Annotated in this window: 21 protein-coding genes; 15 read left to right on the top strand and 6 right to left on the bottom strand. The window is 58.0% G+C overall.

Going from position 1 to position 20,180, the window contains the following annotated elements:
- Positions 1-8 precede the first annotated feature (8 nt).
- From JNL86_05225 to JNL86_05160, 14 genes are all read left to right on the top strand, one after another.
- Positions 9-1,109: a hypothetical protein gene (locus JNL86_05225; GenBank protein ID MBL8042302.1), complete on the top strand. Its 1,101-nt coding sequence runs from the start codon at positions 9-11 to the stop codon at positions 1,107-1,109.
- A 53-nt stretch (positions 1,110-1,162) separates the two neighbouring features.
- Positions 1,163-1,480 (top strand): metal-sulfur cluster assembly factor, encoded by a 318-nt coding sequence (locus JNL86_05220; GenBank protein MBL8042301.1) that lies wholly within the window; start codon positions 1,163-1,165, stop codon positions 1,478-1,480.
- A gap of 60 nt (positions 1,481-1,540) precedes the next feature.
- Positions 1,541-2,809: an RNA polymerase sigma factor gene (locus JNL86_05215; protein MBL8042300.1), complete on the top strand. Its 1,269-nt coding sequence runs from the start codon at positions 1,541-1,543 to the stop codon at positions 2,807-2,809.
- A gap of 169 nt (positions 2,810-2,978) precedes the next feature.
- Entirely contained in the window at positions 2,979-3,431 is a 453-nt protein-coding gene (locus JNL86_05210) for a VOC family protein (protein MBL8042299.1), read from the top strand.
- Complete coding sequence (locus tag JNL86_05205; protein ID MBL8042298.1) at positions 3,431-3,787, top strand: YciI family protein; 357 nt, start codon at positions 3,431-3,433, stop codon at positions 3,785-3,787. The genes JNL86_05210 and JNL86_05205 overlap by 1 nt, the downstream gene beginning before the upstream one ends.
- A gap of 34 nt (positions 3,788-3,821) precedes the next feature.
- On the top strand, positions 3,822-4,181 hold the full coding sequence (locus tag JNL86_05200) for a YciI family protein (GenBank protein ID MBL8042297.1): 360 nt from the start codon (positions 3,822-3,824) through the stop codon (positions 4,179-4,181).
- Between the two features lie 48 nt (positions 4,182-4,229).
- A complete protein-coding gene (locus JNL86_05195; protein MBL8042296.1) occupies positions 4,230-5,411 on the top strand; it encodes an exo-alpha-sialidase in 1,182 nt (393 codons plus the stop codon).
- Between the two features lie 138 nt (positions 5,412-5,549).
- The gene (locus tag JNL86_05190) at positions 5,550-5,846 is read left to right on the top strand and encodes a MoaD/ThiS family protein (protein ID MBL8042295.1); all 297 of its coding nucleotides are present in this window, start codon (positions 5,550-5,552) and stop codon (positions 5,844-5,846) included.
- Between the two features lie 77 nt (positions 5,847-5,923).
- A complete protein-coding gene (locus tag JNL86_05185) occupies positions 5,924-6,352 on the top strand; it encodes a YciI family protein (GenBank protein ID MBL8042294.1) in 429 nt (142 codons plus the stop codon).
- 84 nt (positions 6,353-6,436) lie between these two features.
- Positions 6,437-7,036, top strand: a complete 600-nt coding sequence (locus JNL86_05180) for a DUF1579 domain-containing protein (GenBank protein ID MBL8042293.1) — start codon at positions 6,437-6,439, stop codon at positions 7,034-7,036.
- Positions 7,037-7,109: 73 nt separating this feature from the next.
- A complete protein-coding gene (locus JNL86_05175) occupies positions 7,110-7,544 on the top strand; it encodes a hypothetical protein (protein MBL8042292.1) in 435 nt (144 codons plus the stop codon).
- A 328-nt stretch (positions 7,545-7,872) separates the two neighbouring features.
- A complete protein-coding gene (locus JNL86_05170) occupies positions 7,873-9,069 on the top strand; it encodes an efflux RND transporter periplasmic adaptor subunit (GenBank protein MBL8042291.1) in 1,197 nt (398 codons plus the stop codon).
- On the top strand, positions 9,066-12,248 hold the full coding sequence (locus JNL86_05165) for a multidrug efflux RND transporter permease subunit (protein MBL8042290.1): 3,183 nt from the start codon (positions 9,066-9,068) through the stop codon (positions 12,246-12,248). Before JNL86_05170 ends, JNL86_05165 begins: the two co-directional genes overlap by 4 nt.
- Positions 12,241-13,674 carry an efflux transporter outer membrane subunit gene (locus tag JNL86_05160; GenBank protein ID MBL8042289.1) on the top strand — a complete coding sequence of 478 codons (1,434 nt, stop codon included), beginning with the start codon at positions 12,241-12,243 and terminating at the stop codon, positions 13,672-13,674. Before JNL86_05165 ends, JNL86_05160 begins: the two co-directional genes overlap by 8 nt.
- Positions 13,675-13,818: 144 nt before the next feature.
- Here JNL86_05160 and JNL86_05155 read toward each other — a convergent pair whose 3' ends face one another.
- The 3 genes from JNL86_05155 to JNL86_05145 all read right to left on the bottom strand — a co-directional run bounded on the left by JNL86_05155 (position 13,819) and on the right by JNL86_05145 (position 15,467).
- A complete protein-coding gene (locus tag JNL86_05155) occupies positions 13,819-14,190 on the bottom strand; it encodes a hypothetical protein (protein ID MBL8042288.1) in 372 nt (123 codons plus the stop codon).
- A gap of 516 nt (positions 14,191-14,706) precedes the next feature.
- Positions 14,707-14,952, bottom strand: a complete 246-nt coding sequence (locus JNL86_05150; GenBank protein ID MBL8042287.1) for a hypothetical protein — start codon at positions 14,950-14,952, stop codon at positions 14,707-14,709.
- Positions 14,953-15,122: 170 nt separating this feature from the next.
- Positions 15,123-15,467: a hypothetical protein gene (locus JNL86_05145; GenBank protein MBL8042286.1), complete on the bottom strand. Its 345-nt coding sequence runs from the start codon at positions 15,465-15,467 to the stop codon at positions 15,123-15,125.
- 568 nt (positions 15,468-16,035) lie between these two features.
- Here JNL86_05145 and JNL86_05140 point away from each other — a divergent pair.
- Positions 16,036-17,286, top strand: a complete 1,251-nt coding sequence (locus JNL86_05140; GenBank protein ID MBL8042285.1) for a DUF2029 domain-containing protein — start codon at positions 16,036-16,038, stop codon at positions 17,284-17,286.
- Positions 17,287-17,475: 189 nt separating this feature from the next.
- Here the strand turns inward: JNL86_05140 and JNL86_05135 are convergent, their stop codons facing one another.
- From JNL86_05135 to JNL86_05125, 3 genes are all read right to left on the bottom strand, one after another.
- Complete coding sequence (locus JNL86_05135) at positions 17,476-18,672, bottom strand: DUF2235 domain-containing protein (protein MBL8042284.1); 1,197 nt, start codon at positions 18,670-18,672, stop codon at positions 17,476-17,478.
- A gap of 417 nt (positions 18,673-19,089) precedes the next feature.
- The gene (locus tag JNL86_05130; protein ID MBL8042283.1) at positions 19,090-19,644 is read right to left on the bottom strand and encodes a hypothetical protein; all 555 of its coding nucleotides are present in this window, start codon (positions 19,642-19,644) and stop codon (positions 19,090-19,092) included.
- A gap of 16 nt (positions 19,645-19,660) precedes the next feature.
- On the bottom strand, positions 19,661-20,146 hold the full coding sequence (locus tag JNL86_05125; protein MBL8042282.1) for a hypothetical protein: 486 nt from the start codon (positions 20,144-20,146) through the stop codon (positions 19,661-19,663).
- Between the last annotated feature and the right edge of the window lie 34 nt (positions 20,147-20,180).

Genomic DNA, 20,180 nt, shown 5'->3' with positions numbered 1-20,180 from the left:
TTCGCACGATGACGATCCGACACCCGCGACGGCTTCCGCTGCTCGCACTCGGCATGGTGGCCTTGCTGACGGGGTTGTGGGCTGGACTTGCGCGTCTCGGCTGGGATGTTCCCGTACCTCGTCAGGAGTTCTCTGCCTTGCATGGTCCCTTGATGGTGTCCGGTTTTCTCGGGACACTGATCAGTCTGGAACGAGCGGTCGCGCTTGGCCAACTCTGGGCCTATGCGGCGCCGCTGCTCACAGGCCTGGGCGCAGTAGGGTTGATCCTCGGCATTCCATTGCCGGTCGCACAGGTGCTGATCCTGGCCGGAAGCGTCGGGTTGGTGGCGATCTTTGCGGCGATCATCCGGCGGCATCCGGCGCTCTATACGTTTGCGATGGGTGGCGGGGCCGCCATCTGGGTTATGGGCAATGTGCTCTGGTGCGTCGGACGACCTTTCTTCCACATCGTATTCTGGTGGGCCGCGTTTCTCCTCGTGACCATTGCCGGCGAACGTCTCGAGTTGGCCCGGTTACAGCAAGTGACCACCGTGGCTCAGGCGCTGTTTCTGTTCCTGCTGGGAGTTCTGCTCACGGGGTTGGTCCTGTTGGAATGGTCGTTCGATGCCGGGGTTCGTCTGGCCGGTGCGGGGTTTGCTGGCTTGGCCCTGTGGTTGGGCCGTCATGACATTGCCAGGCGAACCGTGACGCAGGTGGGCCTCACCCGATTCATGGCGATCTGTCTGCTGAGCGGGTATGTCTGGCTGGGGCTGAGCGGACTGGCCGCCTTGATCTATGGCGGCGTGCCGGTCGGACCGCAGTACGACGTCATCTTGCACGCCTTTTTCCTGGGGTTCGTCTTCGCGATGATTTTCGCCCATGCGCCGGTCATCTTTCCGGCGGTGCTCGGGGCGCGCATCACCTATCGGCCGCTGTTCTATGCGCATGTGGTGCTGTTGCAGATCACGTTATTGATACGGTTGGGCGGTGATGTGGCCGGGTGGGGGCCGGGACGGCAGGTCGGTGGCCTGCTGAATGCCGTCACGCTGGTCCTGTTCCTTGCGAATACGGTCACGGCCTTGGGGAGTCTGCCGGATCGGCCTGGCTCCGCAGTGCGCGCGCAGTCCTAATGGGCGATGGTGAGGATGCTGTCGTAGCAAGCAACAGGGGGTGTGGGGAAACCATGGAGAACCGAGAAGCAGGAGCAGATCCGCGGGTGATGGACGCGTTGCGCCAAGTGGTGGATCCCGAGTTGGGGATCAACATCGTCGACTTGGGGTTGGTCTATGGCAGCGAGGTCCGTGATGGACAAGTCCATGTCACGATGACGATGACGACGCCCGCTTGTCCAATGGAAGAGTTGCTGATGGAGATGGTGCATTCCTCCATTTTACGCGAGCTTCCCGAAGCGCGTTCGGTGGAGGTCGACCTCGTGTGGGAGCCATCGTGGAAGCCGGACATGATGAGTGCGGCCGCCAAAGCTCAATTGGGGAGGACGTGAGGCGGCGACGGTGACGAACAGCAACGATCCGGGACGGCCTTTTCTCGAGGCGAGCCTGCCATGAGCGAAGAATCCGCGCAACATCTCCGGACGGTGGTCGAGGAGCTCTACCGGTCGCAGTCGCGGCAGGTCCTCGCCACGCTGATCCGCCTACTCGGCGATTTCGACGCAGCGGAAGAGGCCGTGCACGAAGCCTTCACGGTCGCCGTCGAACAATGGAGTCGGGACGGCATTCCGGCGAACCCCCGCGCCTGGCTGGTCTCCACGGGCCGCTTCAAAGCCATCGACGGTATGCGGCGTCGTGCGCGCTTCGACGCCTCCTTGGAAGAACTGGCCCGCCAGCTTGAATCTGCCACGGCCAGTTTCGACATGGACGCCACCGATGGGCCATCGGTGGAGGACGACCGGCTGCGGCTGATTTTTACCTGCTGCCATCCGGCTTTGACGCCGGAAGCGCAAATCGCAATGACCATGCGGGAGGTCTGCGGGCTGACGACGGAAGAGATCGCCCGGGCGTTTCTGACGAAACCGGCGACCATTGCGCAACGGATCGTGCGGGCCAAGGCCAAGATTCGCGATGCGCGCATCCCCTATGACGTGCCGTCACCACAGGATCTGCCGGAGCGATTGGATGCAGTCTTGCGTGTCGTCTACCTCGTGTTCAATGAGGGGTACTCGGCGTCCTCCGGGGATACGGTGACCCGTCACGATGTGTCCGGAGAAGCCATTCGCCTCGCCCGGGTTCTGATGCAGCTGCTTCCCGATCCTGAGGTGCTCGGTCTGCTCGCCCTGCTGCTCTTGCAGGATTCGCGGCGCGCGGCGCGGGTGTCCGAATCGGGGGACGTGGTTCTGCTCGAAGATCAGGATCGAACGCGGTGGAATCGGGACCAAATCGCCGAGGGAACAGCCCTCGTTCAGCGAGCGCTCTCGATGGGGGAAGTCGGCCCCTACGCCATTCAATCGGCCATCGCCGCGACCCACGCCCGGGCGCCCACCGCGTCCGCCACGGACTGGGGGCGTATCGTCGGTCTGTATGATGTGCTCCTGCAGGCTGAGCCGTCTCCGATTGTCGAACTCAACCGCGCGGTGGCGGTCGCGATGCGTGACGGTCCAGCAGCCGGGTTGGCCCTCATAGACGGCCTGCTTGCGCGAGGGGAACTGACGACCTATCACTTGGCGCATGCGGCCAAGGCGGACCTGTGTCGTCGATTGAGACAGGTCGATGAAGCACGCCGTTCCTACGAACGCGCCCTCAGCCTGACCCAACAAGAACCAGAACGGCGATTTTTGGAGCGAAGGCTGGTGGAGTTGGCCGGCCCACGTCCCTGAGATCGGTCGAGCGGTCGTGTGACTCATTGAACAATCAGCGTGGACGATTTTTTGTCGAAAAGGGATCGAGGGTTGTCGATTTCGACCTTGCTCGACGACTATCTCGTGAAACGGGCAGTCACATGGTGGCTGTGTGTGGATGAACGGATGATTGAGAGGAGATGATGCGATGGCCAAGGTGAAGCAGAAGCGAGAGGGTAAGGTGACCAAGGTGCCGGCCAGTCTCTGCTGGTTCGAGGTGCCGGCCGATGATATCGCCCGGGCCAAAAAATTTTATGGCGGGCTCTTCGGGTGGACGTTTGCCAAGATTCCGACCGCGATCCAGGACTACTGGCACATCGACACCGCCGGCAAGGATGCGTCGCCGGACGGTGGATTGATGCCACGCATGTACCCTGGGCAGGGCATCACCAATTATGTGGCGGTGCCGTCGGTGAACCGGGCGGTGGCGAAAGTCGAGAAGCTTGGTGGCTCGGTGTGCAAGACGAAGACTGAAGTGCCGGGTATGGGCTATTTCGCCGTCTGCGAGGACACGGAAGGTAATACGTTCGCTCTGTGGGAGCCGATGCTGCGCACACCTAGGAAAGCTCCCAGGGCCCGTTCCTCAAAAGGGAGGTCATGATGAAGTATCTGTGCCTGGTCTATATGGAAGAAAAAAATCTGCAGGCTATGTCGGAGGCTGAACGGAAGGTGCTGTCCGATGAGTCGATGGCCTATTGTGATGCGCTGGTGAAGCAGGGCGAGATGCTGTCGGCGTCGCCGTTGCATCCGGTGGAGACCGCGACAACCGTTCGGGTCCGTAGCGGCAAGGTCTCCACGACCGACGGGCCCTTTGCGGAGACGAAGGAACAATTGGCCGGCTATTTGCTGATTGATGTGCGGGATCTGAATGATGCGTTGCGGGTTGCGGCGAAATTCCCTGGCGCGAAATACGGCAGCATCGAAGTCCGGCCGATCAAGGAAGGCGGCTGCGCCTGATCGCTGATTTCGCCGAACGACATTGGAGCCGACGATGAAGTTCATTCTCTTGGTGCATCACGACGAAGCCGTGTTTGAGCAGCTCGACGAGGAGAGGAAACGCTCGTTGCTGTCGGACTCCATCGGGCTGTGCCACCAGTTGGAGACGCAGGGGCAGTATGTGCACGCCTCGCCGGTTCATCCGGCCGCAACGGCGACGTTGGTGCGGGTGAAGGACGGCAAGGCGGTGGTCACGGACGGGCCGTTTATCGAAACGCGTGAGCAGATGGCGGGATATTTTCTGATTGAAGCGAAGGATCACGCTGAAGCGGTAGCCGTGGCGTTGCGTGTGCCCGGAGCCACCATCGGAACAGTCGAGGTCCGACCGGTGCGGGACGTGACGGGCTTGCCATAAGACGTGAGCGATCAGACGAGAGACGATTCACAGCGGAAGGAGTTTGATATGAGCCGCGTACGAGTGTTGGTGGGAACCAAGAAGGGGGCGTTCATCCTGTCGTCGGATGGAACGCGCAAGAAGTGGGACGTGCAGGGGCCCCTGTGGGGCGGGTGGGAGATCTATCACCTGACCGGCTCGCCCGCTGACCCCGATCGGCTCTACGCGTCACAGACGAGCAGCTGGTTCGGACAAGTCATCCAACGATCAGATGATGGCGGGAAGACCTGGAACCCTCCCGGGACGAAACCGGAGGATCTGATGGGGCCGGACGGCATGCCGAAGGGGGAGAGCAACATGTTCCTCTACGACCAGTCCGCGGAAACCGGCAAGCCGCTCACGACGCACCAGCATTACGACGGCACGCAGCGTCCCTGGGAATTCAAACGTGTCTGGCACCTGGAGCCTTCCCCGACGGAGCCCGACACCGTGTATGCTGGGGTTGAGGATGCCGCGCTCTTCAAATCGACGGACGGCGGACGAACCTGGAGGGAGCTGGCCGGGTTACGCAGCGCCAAGGGGCAACTCTGGCAGCCGGGCGCCGGGGGGATGTGTCTGCATACGATCCTGCTCGATCAACGGCAACCGAACCGCATGTTCGTGGCGATCTCGGCAGCCGGTACGTTTCGGACTGAGGATGGCGGGCAGACTTGGACGCCGACGAACAAGGGGTTGCTGTCTCAGTATGAGTTGCCGGACCCGGATGCGGAAGTCGGCCATTGCGTGCACCGCATTACCATGCATCCGTCACGTCCGAATGTCCTCTTCATGCAGAAGCATTGGGACGTCATGCGCAGCGACAACGGCGGCGATTCTTGGCACGAGATCAGCGGCAATCTGCCGACGGATTTTGGATTTCCCATCGCGGTGCATGCCCATGAGCCAGAGACGGTCTACGTCGTACCGATCAAGAGCGACTCCGAACATTATCCGCCGGACGGAAAACTGCGCGTCTATCGCAGCAAGACCGGAGGCAATGAATGGGAGGCGTTGACCAACGGCCTGCCGCAGGAACATTGCTATGTGAACATTCTCCGCGATGCGATGGCGGTGGATGCTTGCGATCCCTGCGGCATCTATTTCGGGACGACCGGGGGGCAAGTCTACGCGTCGGCAAATGGTGGCGACAGTTGGACGTCGATTGTGAGCAATTTGCCGGGGGTGTTGTCCGTCGAAGTCCAAACCCTGTGACGGCCATTTTGAGCAGCCGGCCCGAAACTGACGGCTAGTGATTTGCGTCCGCCGTTTCGAGCAGGCGAGATAGGAGCGACGCTTCACGTGATACGCGTCTGATCCAATGAGATACGAACAACGTTTGGAGCTCAATCCATGGTGCGTGTGATTTTACCGCAACATTTGCGAGCGCTGGCGAGGATTGAGGGAGAGCTGTCGTTGGAGGTGGTCGAGCCTGTGACGCAACGGTCGGTGCTCGATGCGTTGGAGGCTCGGTTTCCCATGTTGCGGGGGACCATCCGCGACCATGCGGCCAAGCGGCGACGGCCGTTCATCCGGTTCTTTGCCTGCGAACAGGATCTCTCCCACGAGCCGGACGATAGACCGTTGCCCGATGCCGTGGCCCAGGGGCAGGAGCCGCTGTTGATCGTCGGCGCCATGGCCGGCGGGTAAGCAGGCTGTTGAAACGAGTTGCCAGCGGCGGGTGCAGTCGCGACTTTGAGTGCGACGTGTCCCAAAGGAGGCCCATGATGAAGTTCATGATTCTGGTCAAGGCGACAAAGAATTCCGAAGCGGGCGTGATGCCGACTCAGGAATTGCTGACCGCGATGATGCAATACAATCAAGCGTTGGTCGACGCCGGCATCATGCTGGCTGGCGAGGGGTTGCATCCAAGCCGCAAAGGCGCCCGGGTGCGATTCTCCGGCTCCAAGCGCGTTGTCACCGGCGGGCCTTTCGCCGAAACGAACGAGGTCGTCGCAGGCTACTGGCTGTGGCAGTGCCGATCGATGGATGAGGCGATCGAGTGGGTGAAGCGCTGTCCCAATCCGATGCCGGGAGAGGAGTCCGAAATCGAAATCCGGCCGTTGTTTGAGGCCGAAGATTTCGGTTCCGAATTGACCCCCGAGTTGAGAGCGCACGAAGACCGGATGCGAGAACAGATTTCGCGACGGGCATGATGCAGGAAGGCCGGCCGATGCGGCCGGTTATCGTTGACCCTGTCGGCGACCGATCCGGTTGCCGCGTCTGAGAAGGAGGTTCCCATGCGACGCTCATGTGTCATGATGTTGTGCCTCTGTGCGTTGTTGATGGCGGCTCCCGCCATGGCCAAGGAAAAGCAGGGCGGCACGCCTATGGACAAGGACGCGATGATGGAGCTCTGGAAGCAACTGGCCACGCCGGGCGAGCCGCACAAAATGCTGGCAAGCCTGGCCGGCAGTTGGACGACCAAGGCCAAGGAGTGGATGGAGCCGGGCAAGCCCGCGACGGAATCGGAGGGAACGGCCGAGATCAAGACCTTGATGGACGGCCGATTTATCTATCAGGAATACCGGGGCACCATGATGGGGCAGTCCTACTCCGGAATCGGGATCGACGGCTACGACAACATGAAGAAGAAGTATGTCACCGCCTGGATGGACAGCATGGGCACGGGCCTCTTTATTATGGAAGGCACGGCCGGAGCCGACGGCAGGACCATCACGTTGAAGGGCTCGCATCCGGAGCCGGGCGGAGGCCAGATGCATCACCGCGCAGTCTGGAAGATTGCGGACAGCAATACCCAGACCTTCGAAATGTACGGCACGCATCACGGGCAAAAGGAATCAAAAGTGCTCGAGATCACTTATACGAGAAAACCGTAAGCGTTTTGCGATACCCTCATGGCAACGAGATGCTTGCCCAGGCGGGTATCCTAATCCGGCAAAGGAGGAAGCCATGCAACGTGTGACCGGATTGCTCATGACGGCGCTCATGCTGACCACGCTGAGCGGGTGTAGCTACCTGTTTTATCCACGTGCCGGCGACTACGCGACACAGGCCAAGGGCGCGAATGGAGCGGAGACCCTCGTGAACCTGACCAGCATGATGGAGGCCACTGCCTCGAAAGCGAAGGGCGGGAAAGGGGTTGATGCGGCGTTTGATGATCTGCACAATCAGTTCCATGCATTGGATGATTCGTTTTGTGGGGTGACGGATGCGCAACGCAAGACGCCGACGTATGCGTTGGCGGTTACTCATAAAAAGGAACTGGCGGCGATCTTCAAACGGCTATGGAAGTTCAAGGATGATCAGCCACAGCGCGATCAGCACTTGGATTTGCTCGCAGCCGAATTGAAGGAACTTCGGGAGACGGTGCAGTCGCTCAAGTGATGCTCCAGATGGCTGACGGGGGCGGAGAGCGCCTTCACCTGTGTGTGAGAAGAGCGCGCTCTTCCGCTACCTTCGATCGAGGCTGCCATCCCGTCATCGGCATCGTGAATGTAACAGGAGGAGTGCGACCAGTTTCAGTGCCCACATTCCCGTGCCATCGCCTGCCTCATTCTGACGCGGTCGGGCTGCAACTCTGTGCAGAGGATTGCTCCTTCGCAGAGGCTTGAGCAGGCTGTGCCTCCGTTGCTTACATGACGGCCAACCAGTAAGATGAACTCGCGTTGATGGCAGCGCGTCCAGTCATTCCGATTGTGAGCAGGGAGTACGCATGGTGAGGCGACGGCAATGGTCCACGGTAGTCCCGATGGTGTGCGGGTGGCTCGCGTTGGCCCTTCTGCCGGGGTGCAAGCAGGAAGCCGGTTCCGCGCCGGCACCCCAGGTTCCGGAAGTGGGAATTGTGGTGGCGGCTGCTCAGGATGTGCCTGACGAACCGGAGTTCATCGGACAGGCGGAGTCGTCCCGCCCCGTGGAAATACGCTCCCAGGTGACCGGCATTTTGAAACAGTGGTTTTTCAAGGAAGGCCGCGACGTCAAGAAAGGCGATCGCCTCTATCAAATCGATCCCGTGCCCTTCCATGCCGCGATGCTGAGCGCGAAGGCGAAAGTGGCTCAGTCCGAAGCGCGCCTTGTCCAGGCTAAGCAGAATTTAGCCCGCGTGAAACCGCTGTTGGCGGAACAGGCCGTGAGTACCAAGGATGTGGATGATGCGGTGGCGGAAGAACTGGCCGCGAAAGCCGCCCTCGAAGGCGCGAAGGCGGAACTCGTCAAAGCCAAATTCGATCTCGATAATACGCTGATCATCGCGCCTATCAGCGGGATGATCGAACGCACTCGTGTGTATGAAGGCCGATTGGTGTCGGCACAAACGGACTTGCTGACCATGATTCATCAAGTCGATCCCATGTATGTGATCGTCAGTGCGCCGGAGAGTTTTTTGCTGAAACGCAGGCGCGATACCGATGCCAAACGCATTCAGCATCCCGGTGTGTACCAATTGCGCGGCGTGCTCACGTTTGTCGACGGAACGACCTACCAGCATGAAGGCGTGTTGGATCTGCTCGATGTGGGTTTGAAAACCGACACGGGATCGAGGCAGGCGCGGGTGGTATTTCCCAATCCGGACCGGGTGTTGTTGCCGGGACAGTTCGTGCGGGTGCGGTTCAAGGGCACCCTCAAGACCGGCGCGATCCTGGTGCCGCAACGCGCGGTGCAGCAGGGCGCAAAGGGTTCCATCGTGTTCGTTGTGGGCAAGGACGATAAAGTTGAGATGCGGGAGATTGTGGCGACGAGTTGGCAGGGGAACCAGTGGATTGTCGAAGAAGGGGTACATGTCGGCGATCGCATTATTGTAGAGGGCCTGCATAAAATCGCGCCCGGGGCGCCGGTGAAACCTGTGCCGGTTCCCGCCGCCGGTGCCTCGACCGTTCCGACTGCTCCTCCGACGCAGCCGGAGCGCGCTTCGTGATCTCGCATTTCTTTATCGATCGCCCGATTTTTGCTTCGGTATTGTCGATCGTCATCGTGGTGATCGGCTTAGTCGCCTTGCAGGCGCTCCCGATCGCCCAGTTCCCCGAAATCACTCCTCCCGTTGTGCAGATCGAAGCCGACTATCCCGGCGCCAACGCGGAAATTCTGGCCGATTCGGTGGCGCGGCCGATTGAAGTGCAACTCCCCGGCATCGACAACCTGCTGTACTACGATTCCACCAGTACGAACGACGGGCACATGTCGATCAAGTTGACCTTCGAAATCGGCACGGATGTCGATATCGCGCAGGTCCAGACGCAGAATCGGGTGAAACTCGCGGAGCCCCAGCTGCCGCCCGAAGTCGTCCGGCAAGGCATCAGCATCAACAAGGTTTCGCCGGACCTGTTGGCCGTCGTCGCGTTGAGTTCGACCGATCCGACGCATGACACGGTCTATCTTTCCAATTATGCGATTCTTCGCGTCCTCGACAACCTGAAGCGCCTTCGTGGCGTGGGGAATGCGATCGTGTTCGGGTCCCAGAATTATTCAATGCGGCTGATTCTGGACCCGATTCGCATGGCTCAACTTAGCCTCACGCCGACGGACATTGCGAATGTCGTTCGCGAGCAGAACCGTGATTTTCCCGCCGGGACTATCGGGCGGGAGCCGGCGTTGAAGGGCACCGAGCTGACGATTCCCGTCATTACGCAAGGCCGCCTCACGGAAGTGAAGGACTTCGAGGAGATGATCGTCCGCGCCATGCCCAATGGGTCCATGGTCCGGTTGAAGGACGTCGCCCGTGTTGAACTGGGAGCGCAATCCTATACGCTGGAAGGGCGCTGGAACGGCAAGCCGAACGTGTTTCTGTTGACGTTCCTTTCACCGGGGGCGAACGCGCTGGAAACGGTGAAGCGGGTTCGCGCTGAATTGGCAGAGGTGTCCAAAGGGTTTCCCACCGGCGTGTCGTACGACATTCCGTATGACACCACCCGCTTTATCGAAGTCTCCATCAAAGAGGTGGTGAAGACGCTGGGCGAGGCGATGGTGCTCGTCATCCTGGTGGTGTACCTCTTCTTGCAAAGCTGGCGCGCGACGTTGATACCAGGTGTGGCGGTGCCGGTGTCTCTGATCGGCACGTTCGCCGGCATGCAGGCGCTGGGGTTCTCGATCAATACCCTGACCTTGTTCGGGATGGTCCTGGCCATCGGCATCGTGGTGGACGATGCCATCGTCGTCGTGGAAAATTGCGAACGGCACATGACCCAGGGCAAGCTTTCGGCGAAGAACGCCGCCAAGCGGGCAATGGAAGAAGTGACAGGGCCGGTGATCGCCATTGTGCTGGTGTTGTGCGCGGTGTTCGTGCCCGTCGGCTTTCTCGGCGGTATCACCGGGGAGCTCTACAAGCAATTCGCCATCACGATTTCCATTGCCGTTATTATTTCAGGTTTTGTGGCGTTGACGCTCAGCCCTGCCCTCTGCGCCCTGGTCCTCAAGCCGGGCGAAGAACGGCATCATGGACTGTTTGGTTTGTTCAACCGGACCTTTTCCTGGATGCAGGGGCGCTATATCTCGACGGTCGGGATGGCGCTGACGCGGCGTGTGCTGTCGGTTGCGGTATTCGCCGTCCTTCTTGTCGGGGTGTTTCTGTTGTTCAGGATCATTCCGAATAGTTTTTTGCCGGAAGAAGACCAGGGATATTTCATCACGATCGTGCAACTACCGGATGGGGCCTCGAAGCAGCGTACGGATACGGTATTGAGCAAGATCGAAAGCTACTTTTTGGCCAATCCGGCGATTCATTCAACGGATGCGCTTTCGGGTCAAAATTTCGTGTTCAGTACACGTGGCCCCAATGCGGCGACCATGTTTGTTCCGCTGAGGCATTGGGATGAGCGGACGGCACCGCAGCAACATGTCAAATCGTTGATCGGTGCGGCCTATGGTGAATTTGCGAAGATTCCGGAAGCGTTGATCCTGGCCTTTAACGCGCCGTCGATCCGAGGACTCGGCGCAACGGGTGGGTTTTCCATACAGCTCCAAGATCCCAGCGGCGGCGACTTCAATAAATTCTCGGCGGTGGCGCAGGAGTTTGTGGCCAAAGCGCGGCAGAATCCGGCGATCGGTGCCATCGGAACCAGCTTTCGCGTCAGTGCTCCGCGAATTTTCGCCAAAGTAAACCGCGAGCGCGCCAAAGCGTTAGGCGTGCCTATTTCGGAGGTTTTTGATACGTTGCAGGCCTATTTCGGCAACCTATACATCAATGACTTCGTCAAGTTCGGTCGCGTCTTTCGCGTACAGACAGAGGCTGAGGCGCAATATCGCTCAACACCGGACGATATTTCCAAGATTTATGTGCGGGCCGTTGGCGCGCAGGGACCAACCATGATTCCTTTGGATACGGTCGTGAATACGGAGTTCAGCAGCGGTCCCGATCCTGTGACCCATTTCAATGGATACAATACGGCGCTCGTGCTGGGCTCGGCCGCGCCGGGGGTGAGCTCTGGGCAGGTGTTGGATGCGCTTGATAAATTGGGGAAGGAGGTCCTGGTACCGCAAGGATATGGAATCGATTGGAGTGGCATTTCCTATCAGGAACGCATGGTCGGCAATCAATCGCTGTATGCCTTCGGCTTTGGGTTGTTGATGGTGTTTCTGGTATTGGCGGCGCAATATGAAAGTTGGGTGGTTCCCTTTGCGGTCATCCTCGCGGTTCCGATCGGCTTGTTCGGCGCATTGAGCGCCGTCTGGTTGAAGGGGATGACGAATGACATCTATTTCCAGATCGGTCTGGTCACGCTCATCGGCCTTTCGGCGAAGAATGCCATTCTCATCGTGGAGTTTGCCAACAAACGGTATGAGGAAGGTCATCACTTGCTGGAGGGGACTATCGAGGCGGCCAAGCTCCGGTTCCGCCCGATCGTCATGACGTCAATGGCCTTCATTCTTGGTGTCGTTCCCTTGGTGATTGCGACCGGCGCCGGAGCTGCCAGTCGAAACTCAATTGGGACGGGGGTCTTCGGTGGAATGTTGGCCGCCACGTTCCTCGCAATTTTCTTTGTGCCGCTGTTCTTTGTGTTGATTCGTTCGCTGAGTCGTAGTCAGAAAAATCAGATTCCTCCTTCCATCCACAAGGGGCCGGATGAACCTGAAAAGGAGCGTGATTATCAGCATGCGTAGATTGGCCTTGGTGCTTTCTTCGACTCTTCTGGCGGCCTGTGCGGTCGGCCCTGATTTCACCCGACCTGATGCCACGACTCCTGATGCATTCCGCATGGCGGGGCCTGGCGGTGAAGCCGCGTCCATAGCCAATACGCCCTGGTGGGAGTTGCTGAAGGACCAAGAACTTCAAAAGCTGATTAGGACGGCGTTGGAGGAAAACAAAGACCTCAAGCGTGCCGCGGCGGCGGTCGAAGAATTTCAGGCCCGATTGTTTGTCGCGAAGACCGACTTCGCTCCGCAAATGAATGTGACGGCTAACGCTCCGCTCTTCGGTCGTAAGAGCAACTTTCTCTTCCCCGGATTTCCCAACCCGTTCAACTATTACTTGCAAGGGAATCTGTCCTGGGAGATCGATATCTGGGGACGAATTCGCCGGTCCAATGAGGCGGCGCGGGGCGATCTCTTGTCTCGAGAGGAAAATCGACGTGCCATTGTGTTGCAGCTGGTCAGTGGCGTGGCCGAGGCCTACTTCGACTTGTTGCAGTTTGACATGCAGCTCGACATTGCCCACCGCACTCTCAAATCCTGGGAAGAATCGGTCAGGATTGCGCAGGCTCGCTTGCGACAGGGCATGATCTCCAAGCTCGATGCCGATCAGTTCGAGGCTGAACGGGCCAATGCCGCGGCTAAGGCCGCAGAGTTCGAGCGGCAAAAGGTGCAGAAGGAAAATCAGTTGAGTGTATTGCTGGGCCGAAACCCCGGGCGGATCGCACGCGGGCATTCACTTACCGATCAGGTCATGCCGCCAGAGGTGCCACCCGGGCTTCCTTCCGAGCTCCTTCAACGGCGTCCGGATATTTTGCAGGCCGAACAAGATCTGGCCGCTGCCACGGCCCGAATCGGAATGGCCAAGGCCGACCGGTTTCCCAAATTGAGTATTACCGGGATTCTAGGGGTAGCGAGCCCGCACTTGTCTCGGTTGGTGGCCAATGAGACGGCATTCGGGGTCGCCGGGCCCGGTTTGGCTGCCCCGTTATTGAATGCGCAAATCCTTGGATTCCAACAGAAAGCTGCAGAGGCACAAGCGCGACAGGCGGTGGCCCAATACGAGCAATCGGTGTTGGTGGCATTTAAGGAAGTGGAGGATTCTTTGGTCGCGGTAAGGACAGTACGCGACCAGCGCGCCGCACAGTTGCAACAGGTCGAAGCGTTGCGGTCAGCACTAAGCCTTGCCAACCTACGCTATAAGGGCGGGTTGGCAAATTACTTGGATGTCTTGATTGCGCAACGCAATCTCTTTGACGCCGAGTTGGCACTCATGGGAACACATCGGTTGCATCTGGTATCGATTGTTCAGTTGTATAAGGCGCTTGGTGGGGGATGGATGCCAGAGGGGCAGTCACCGGCTGAGCCATCACGGCCGACATCGGCAACTCAGAAATAAGCCCAACAGTCAGACTGAGCCGCCACTACTCCTCGACGGGTCTTTCCAGCGGTCGCAAGCCTATTTCTAGAAGCTCCTGCCGTCACAAAAGTAAGTGATCCATCAGAATTGTTTCCTGGCGGATGGGCAGTGCATGGGTCGGATTCAGCGTGGCCGACTGGGTGTCGGGGCAAGCGCGAGTATCATGGAAAGGGTTCCGCCAAGAACGGCCATGAGGATAACCGTGAGGCCACTGTGGATCCAGGATCTGGTGCTCTGGAACCCCAGAACGATGTTGATGAGGTTGCATGCCCAGAGGGTTGCCGCCACCCAGGCGAGGTGTTCGACCCGGTAAGAGACGGCGCGAATTCCAGACATTAAAAAGCCAAGGGCTCCTGACAGCAGGTTCGACAAGTACGCGGCCGCTGGATCACTCTGGAGTGTGATTCCGGCTAGGGCCATGCCGATTCCTGCGGCAAACGTGAGTCCATAGACAATGGCCGCGTCTCGCAATACCGTCAAGTGCCAGGAGGTCATTTGAGGGTATCCTGTTGGTTGCTGGCACCTGACGGATGTCCCTCTAGCTGTTTGAGGATAAGAAAGAGAAGCGTCTGTGGAATGCCGTCACGGCGTTCTGCATGCGACGTTCCGCGTCGGACTGTTTTGGATGTGGGACCTGGCACTAAAACCTCCTTTCGTCTCTCGACCACAAGACTTGTTGAATAAGCCTCCGACTATGGATTGGTGTCGCGCGCGAGTGCCTGTCGTGTGCCGATGTGATGCTGAGCCATTGAATGTCCGCACATTCCGTTACAACCGTTTTCTCTGGGGTGAGCCAGGTGAGGGGAGAGAGCGGTGCGAGGATTTTCGCTCGTGCATCCAACGACTCCATCGTCTGGACAAGGCATACACAAGGTTGTCGATTGCGAGCACCACGGCGCCGATTATGAATAGCCCCAGGATCAGGGCCAGCTCTACATCAATGGACATGCTAGTCGTTCCACAGATTCGGTAAAGAATATGGTCGGCTTATCCCGACCAGTCGGCGTCACCCTAAGCGGCGAGATGGGCCATGCCCTCGTCACTCAGAGAGACGCGCTCGGCTTTTCGCCCTTGAACAGGAGCGGTCGAGGCAAGGATCTGCGCCTCCTTTGCCAGCCGATTGTTCCGCAGCACCTGTTCATCAATATTTCCGCAGTTCATGCATCGCCGTGCCTGGAGCCACATCGGGCCAGAGGAGTCCTCCATATCCAACAGAAAATCTTCGACCATACAGCCAGTGCAGCGAGAACAGTTCATCGTAGGTTCCTCCATGGTTCAGTGCCTATGTGTAAGCCTAGACTCGAACGCTCCTCTGCGGTAGACCAGAAGGAAGTACCTCCTTGGGGGGAAACATTTCTGGACGTTCCTGCGGTGCAATGACTGCCTCCGTACCTGAGTGGACGATTTTTGTTGGCGTGGATGGTCACTTATTCTGCCGCGCTAATAATGAGTTCCGAGCGTGTACTCTGAACCTCCAGCTCTAGTGGAAGAGTCGTTTCGAGGAATTGGTCGAGCCGAATGCGCTCATCAGCATCCATGATCAGCAGTTCCACCCCAAATCGCTCCCCCTGTATCCACAGCACCTTCGCTAAACTCACCGAAAGCGGCCGGCGATCTGTCTGAACGTGCAGCTGAATCGCGAGATAGTCGCCATCGATCAGTCTGTGGAAGGTTGTGCGGTGTACGGCGCTCTGTTCCTGATGATAAATCTGCGCTTGCTCCGCACAGCCGGTGGCCATACCGGAAAGCCTGCAGTGGACAAGAAATTTCACGTTTCTCTTTCGCCTCATCGTGGCCTCCTTCTACGGCACCGTTCTATCGGACACACACAGGTCTTGAGGGTATCGCGCTTCTGGAGCGTCAGATAGTCTGCAAAAAGGGTACGTCTATCGGGGTACAGGCTTGATGCCGGGAGAGGGACAGGAGACGGCTGGAAGCGGGCTCAAGGTGTTGTGAACGATGCTGTGCCCAGCTAGTTGCCTAAGGCGTGAATGAAAATCAAGGAACATCCGGATTGATGAAGCAAGCCAGCAGGTCAACGCGTCAGTTGCCCAACTATTGATGGATTGTCGATACAGCCATTCAGCGATATCGTTTGGAGCGTGTCGTGTCCATTGCGGTCACGAACATGTTGTCGCAACCGATCGCCTCCCGTGCAGTCGGCGGTCTAGGGGGTGAGTGATGCGGGGAGTGCAGGAAACACATGGTCTGAGCTTGAGCGCTTTGCGGGCCCAAGGGTTAGGGCGGATCTCGCCTGTCGTGAAGATGTGGTGTCTGCGTGCCCTGGCACTCGGACTGGTCTTGTGCAGTCTCTGTTTTGTCTGGCGATCCTACCAGGGGATGGGGCTGTTCCTGAATTTGGGCACCGATTATGCGCTGTACCTCGCCCAGTCAGCAGTTATGGATTCCGGGGCCTCCTCTCAAATTTACGACCTGTCGGCTGCGGACGGCCCCTACCGAAAATTGTTAGATCGGTATAACAGCGATCCGAGTTATCAAGGATGGACGGCGGATATTATTGTCGGCCCCGTCCCCTATCCTCCGATATTCGCCTGGGCACTTCGACCGTTTACATGGATTTCACCACCGGTCAGTTTTGCTCTATGGTTTTGTTTAAATTTGTGCTTGGCCCTGATCATTGGCTGGCGGTTGGCGAGCCATTGTGGATCGCTCGATAAACCAACCACCATTTTGTTATTCCTGGGATCCTACCCCGTGGTACTTAGTTTCTATGTTGGGCAAATCCAGATCATGCTGGCGTGGTGTATTACCGAGTTTTATTTAGCCATGCGCGGTGGGCGAGAGTTTCGGGCAGGTATGTGGCTGGGATGTCTGCTGCTCAAGCCTCACTATGGCCTGCTACTGGGACTGCTTTTGCTCTGGAAACGACGCTGGTCTGCTGTTTTAGGTGCAGGTGCCGCCGGAAGCATAATTCTGGGGGCTTCGGTGTTGGTCAGTGGTGTACACGGACTACGTGCCTATCCTGCTGCATTTAGCGGAATGGCGCAATTTCGAGGGGATGATCCGGCGGTCATGATCAATTGGCGATCCGTCATCCTGGATCTCTACCCGAGCATTTATGGAAGAAATGGAACGCTGCTGACCCTCGCGTTGGCGGCAGCCACATTGTTCTCTCTTGCCTGGGTGTGGCGAGGTGAATGGAACCCCAATGCGGCGGATTTCCCGGTGAAGGTTCTTCTCACTCTGCTAGGAACGCTTATCGCGAGTTTCCATAGCCATCCATACGGTGCCGTGCTGCTTGCCATGCCGCTTGTCGTGGTGCTTTCTTCTGGACAGTTCCATAAGACAGCCTGGTGGGTGGTTGGGATTGGCGCTGTAGTTCCGACACTGATTCTTGAGCTCGGTTACTCCGGGAGTCTGACGAACTCCCAATTCTATGCGCATCTCGTTCTCGCGTCGCAGGTACTTAAAGTGGTGATGTTTGCAATGTTCGGATACTTTTATGCGCGGGTGTGCGGGTTGAGCGTTGTTGGCCCTGATTCCAGCCGAATGATGAGAGGTGGATGGATTCGGGCCAGGGCGTTCATCCCGGGTATTGGGCGAGCAGCCTCCCGTGTTTTGAACCCTTAAGATGGGTATGTCCGGGCAGAGGCTGTCATAGTCTTTCGAATGGTACGCATGAATGTCATTTCTTGGGATCAGGCCGATGTGCGGTCCCACTATGCAAGTACCGAAGCCCTTGGCAGTTGAATAGGGCTCCACACCGCGTGAAAGTTCTGCTGTGCTCCACTCCTCATTCCGTTCTTGCCAGGTGTCTGACTAGTGAAATGTCAGTAAGCTGCTGAGGCCTTCGTTCTTCGGCCTGTAAGAGGGCCTCTCGAGCAAGCGTGTGTGGACAGACCCATCTAACACCTCGGTGCTGGTACCGGTTTGCATGACGGGTCGATAGAATCGTGAATGAATCCATTTCCTAAGCCCGACAAACGATTCACTGAACGAATCGTGAAGCGGACTTAGTGCGTTCCCATTTGCCGGCATGCTGCGTGGGGCAATCGCTAGCCCGTTTCCGATTGAACTTCGTAGTATCCACTCCAAGGAAATATTGGCTAGATCCCGATCAGGATAGATCCCGCCGAGATCTCCATGCGCTCCGGCAAACCATCGCTGTTCAATGATTTGCCCAGATACTGCAGGGGAGGTCCAGAGCGTCGCGTTGTGGTCGACCCGGTGTTCATCAATGGCGAGCGCGTGGTAGGCCCGTTGTACGATAGGGCTTAGTTCAGTATCGTGAAAATTATACCGGGATTCATTTAGCCACTTGAGTGCATTTGTGGGTATTCCCAACGGACCCACGGTGTCCCAGAGTCCGAGGAGTGTCACGATGACATGTTGAAAGCCTCGTCGCTTCGAAGCGGAAGCGTTGGAGTCGATTGTGTATGTGTGTGTGCTTCGATAGTACCGGTATCCTTCGTCAAGAACATGCCTGACGGGCTTGAGAACCATTTGCAGGAGGCAATCAGTCAGATCGGGCGCACCCCCAGTTTCGACCGGAGATGTGGTCGTGGTTTCACGTGTGAAGCGGACAAGGTCTTGATCAAGCAGTGTTGATGAAGGAAGGCCAGCGGTTGCGAGGAGCCCCACGAGGCATCGGGCAGTATAGGCACCTCGGCTGAATCCATAGACGAACAGCTCATCGCCTGGTTCATAGGTCGCTGCCAGGTAGGCATAGCTCAGGAGGATAGTGCGATCCAGTCCATAGCCGAATGGTCCGTCGCGAAAACGATGAAACCAGGCCATGTCGGTGCCGGAGTCGTACCGCTTTTGTTGAAGGAGTCCCTTATCGGTCTGCGGGAGAATGGATCGATAGAGCTGGCGAACGTTGGTCTTTCGGTCCGAGTGGTCTCCGTTGCAAGACCAGAATGGCTGACCAGCGATAGTCGGTGCAGACGCCCATCTGCCAGTGTCGGGAGGTCGGTGCCATTCGCCGTCGAAACACAGAATTATGCGTTTGGACACACTGGCACTTTCTTTTCAATTAGAGCGATTCTTGGCACCATCCGCATGATCCGCATGTCTCAATTCCTGGGGAAGCAAATTGGAGACTGGGGTTGCGGATGAAGTGGCAAGCAAACGTGATGCCCGTCTGGTAAGCCTGGGCAAAAAAGCATCCTCTGATGGCTATCATTGATTGAGGGGACAGGTACGCTGGATTCAGTAAGAGAGAATCAACTCACCGGTGTGCCAATTCCGTATCTGAACCGATACGGAATTGTATCTGAACGTATACGCCAGCTGCGCACACTCGCCGCCTCAACCGTATCACCTAGCAATCTATTGCGACATGTCTTTGGTCAGTGCCGAGTCGGAGCGTCGAGCGGCCGTGAGGCGCGGCAGCTGGTAAGGTCGTTATTTGAAGGGGGAATCCGTGTGGCCTTAGTGATGAAGAACGTTCAGGAACGCCTCCCGATCCGCTTCAATCTGAGTAGCGAGCTGCTGCAGAGCTTGAGCGGTAGCCGCGGCAATAGGCTCCTGGTCGGATGTGGTGACCCAACGCACTGATGATCCCAGAGCCTCTCCTTCCGCAGCGTAAGTTTTTATCGGTGCTTGTCCGGGGAGTGAGACGTCGGATTCCAAATGGACACGGTAGAGGTAGCGGTCCGGGGCGCGCAGGGTAAGCCAGGCTTTGACGACAAGGCGAAGATCAGCAGGTTCAGTCCGGATCGTGGTGAACGTCTGCCGTTGAGTAAAGTACTGGGTGATGGCTTGCCGAAGATCTTGCACCGGCCATTCGAAAAGCGGGATTCCCGGCATATGATCCGCACCCTCTATTGCGAGAAACGGGACTTCGAGTTGTGCGTTCGCCGGAATGGGTGAGGGAGTGGTGCCGGTCTCGGGAACCGAGAGATGAACCCTGTGGACGCACCCGGATCCGATGAGGCATGCAACAAAGAGCAGAATGGTCAGTCGATGTATTGGTCTCAGCATCATAGGCGTGTACTAGCTGCTATCGTTCGCGTGTCGCAGGAGCTGGGCTCAGGATATCGAGGTCACGTATGGCCCGTGCGGCTTGTTCACGATAGGTTCGTTCGCTGGCACCGGTGTACGTATCGATGACGCGTTGGTAGGTCGCGCGGGATTGGGCATACTGCTTTTTGATCGAGAGATATTGGCCCAGGGCCAGCCAATTTTGAGCGGCCGTTTCATTGGCGGTGCGGAGGTCGGTCCACTCACGATCCACCGGGTTGGTCCCGGGATGGTTGACTCGCTTCGTAATAATCTCCCCCAGTTGTGCGGAAAGCTGTTCGATGGCTTCGTTTTCCCGGACGGCGGCCGCCACGCGATCGTGCGTCAGGTGATCGTAAAAGGCTTCAACATGGTCTTTGACGGTGCTCGCGCGTTTCTCATGGATGTCGTGGGAGCAATGCGTGAGCATGAGGCAGAGAGTCAATAGGCCTAAGCTCTGCCAGCTCGAAAGTGTACGGATAGGCATGACCATTGTTGCCTCCTCAGTAGTCCCAATATCC

Origin of the sequence: Nitrospira sp. (assembly GCA_016788885.1) — a bacterium.
GTDB lineage: Bacteria > Nitrospirota > Nitrospiria > Nitrospirales > Nitrospiraceae > Nitrospira_A.
The sequence above is the reverse complement of the archived record's forward strand: the minus strand, read 5'-3'. Positions and strand labels throughout refer to the sequence as shown.

Excerpts from the sequence above, each read along its gene's own strand:
- JNL86_05150 (MBL8042287.1), bottom strand. The coding sequence starts at position 14,952 with ATGAACTGTTCTCGCTGCACTGGCTGTATGGTCGAAGATTTTCTGTTG.
- JNL86_05225 (MBL8042302.1), top strand. The coding sequence starts at position 9 with ATGACGATCCGACACCCGCGACGGCTTCCGCTGCTCGCACTCGGCATG.
- JNL86_05160 (MBL8042289.1), top strand. The coding sequence starts at position 12,241 with ATGCGTAGATTGGCCTTGGTGCTTTCTTCGACTCTTCTGGCGGCCTGT.
- JNL86_05195 (MBL8042296.1), top strand. The coding sequence starts at position 4,230 with ATGAGCCGCGTACGAGTGTTGGTGGGAACCAAGAAGGGGGCGTTCATC.
- JNL86_05125 (MBL8042282.1), bottom strand. The coding sequence starts at position 20,146 with ATGCCTATCCGTACACTTTCGAGCTGGCAGAGCTTAGGCCTATTGACT.
- JNL86_05180 (MBL8042293.1), top strand. The coding sequence starts at position 6,437 with ATGCGACGCTCATGTGTCATGATGTTGTGCCTCTGTGCGTTGTTGATG.
- JNL86_05140 (MBL8042285.1), top strand. The coding sequence starts at position 16,036 with ATGGGGCTGTTCCTGAATTTGGGCACCGATTATGCGCTGTACCTCGCC.
- JNL86_05200 (MBL8042297.1), top strand. The coding sequence starts at position 3,822 with ATGAAGTTCATTCTCTTGGTGCATCACGACGAAGCCGTGTTTGAGCAG.
- JNL86_05130 (MBL8042283.1), bottom strand. The coding sequence starts at position 19,644 with ATGATGCTGAGACCAATACATCGACTGACCATTCTGCTCTTTGTTGCA.
- JNL86_05155 (MBL8042288.1), bottom strand. The coding sequence starts at position 14,190 with ATGACCTCCTGGCACTTGACGGTATTGCGAGACGCGGCCATTGTCTAT.
- JNL86_05205 (MBL8042298.1), top strand. The coding sequence starts at position 3,431 with ATGAAGTATCTGTGCCTGGTCTATATGGAAGAAAAAAATCTGCAGGCT.
- JNL86_05210 (MBL8042299.1), top strand. The coding sequence starts at position 2,979 with ATGGCCAAGGTGAAGCAGAAGCGAGAGGGTAAGGTGACCAAGGTGCCG.
- JNL86_05175 (MBL8042292.1), top strand. The coding sequence starts at position 7,110 with ATGCAACGTGTGACCGGATTGCTCATGACGGCGCTCATGCTGACCACG.
- JNL86_05185 (MBL8042294.1), top strand. The coding sequence starts at position 5,924 with ATGAAGTTCATGATTCTGGTCAAGGCGACAAAGAATTCCGAAGCGGGC.
- JNL86_05220 (MBL8042301.1), top strand. The coding sequence starts at position 1,163 with ATGGAGAACCGAGAAGCAGGAGCAGATCCGCGGGTGATGGACGCGTTG.
- JNL86_05215 (MBL8042300.1), top strand. The coding sequence starts at position 1,541 with ATGAGCGAAGAATCCGCGCAACATCTCCGGACGGTGGTCGAGGAGCTC.
- JNL86_05190 (MBL8042295.1), top strand. The coding sequence starts at position 5,550 with ATGGTGCGTGTGATTTTACCGCAACATTTGCGAGCGCTGGCGAGGATT.
- JNL86_05170 (MBL8042291.1), top strand. The coding sequence starts at position 7,873 with ATGGTGAGGCGACGGCAATGGTCCACGGTAGTCCCGATGGTGTGCGGG.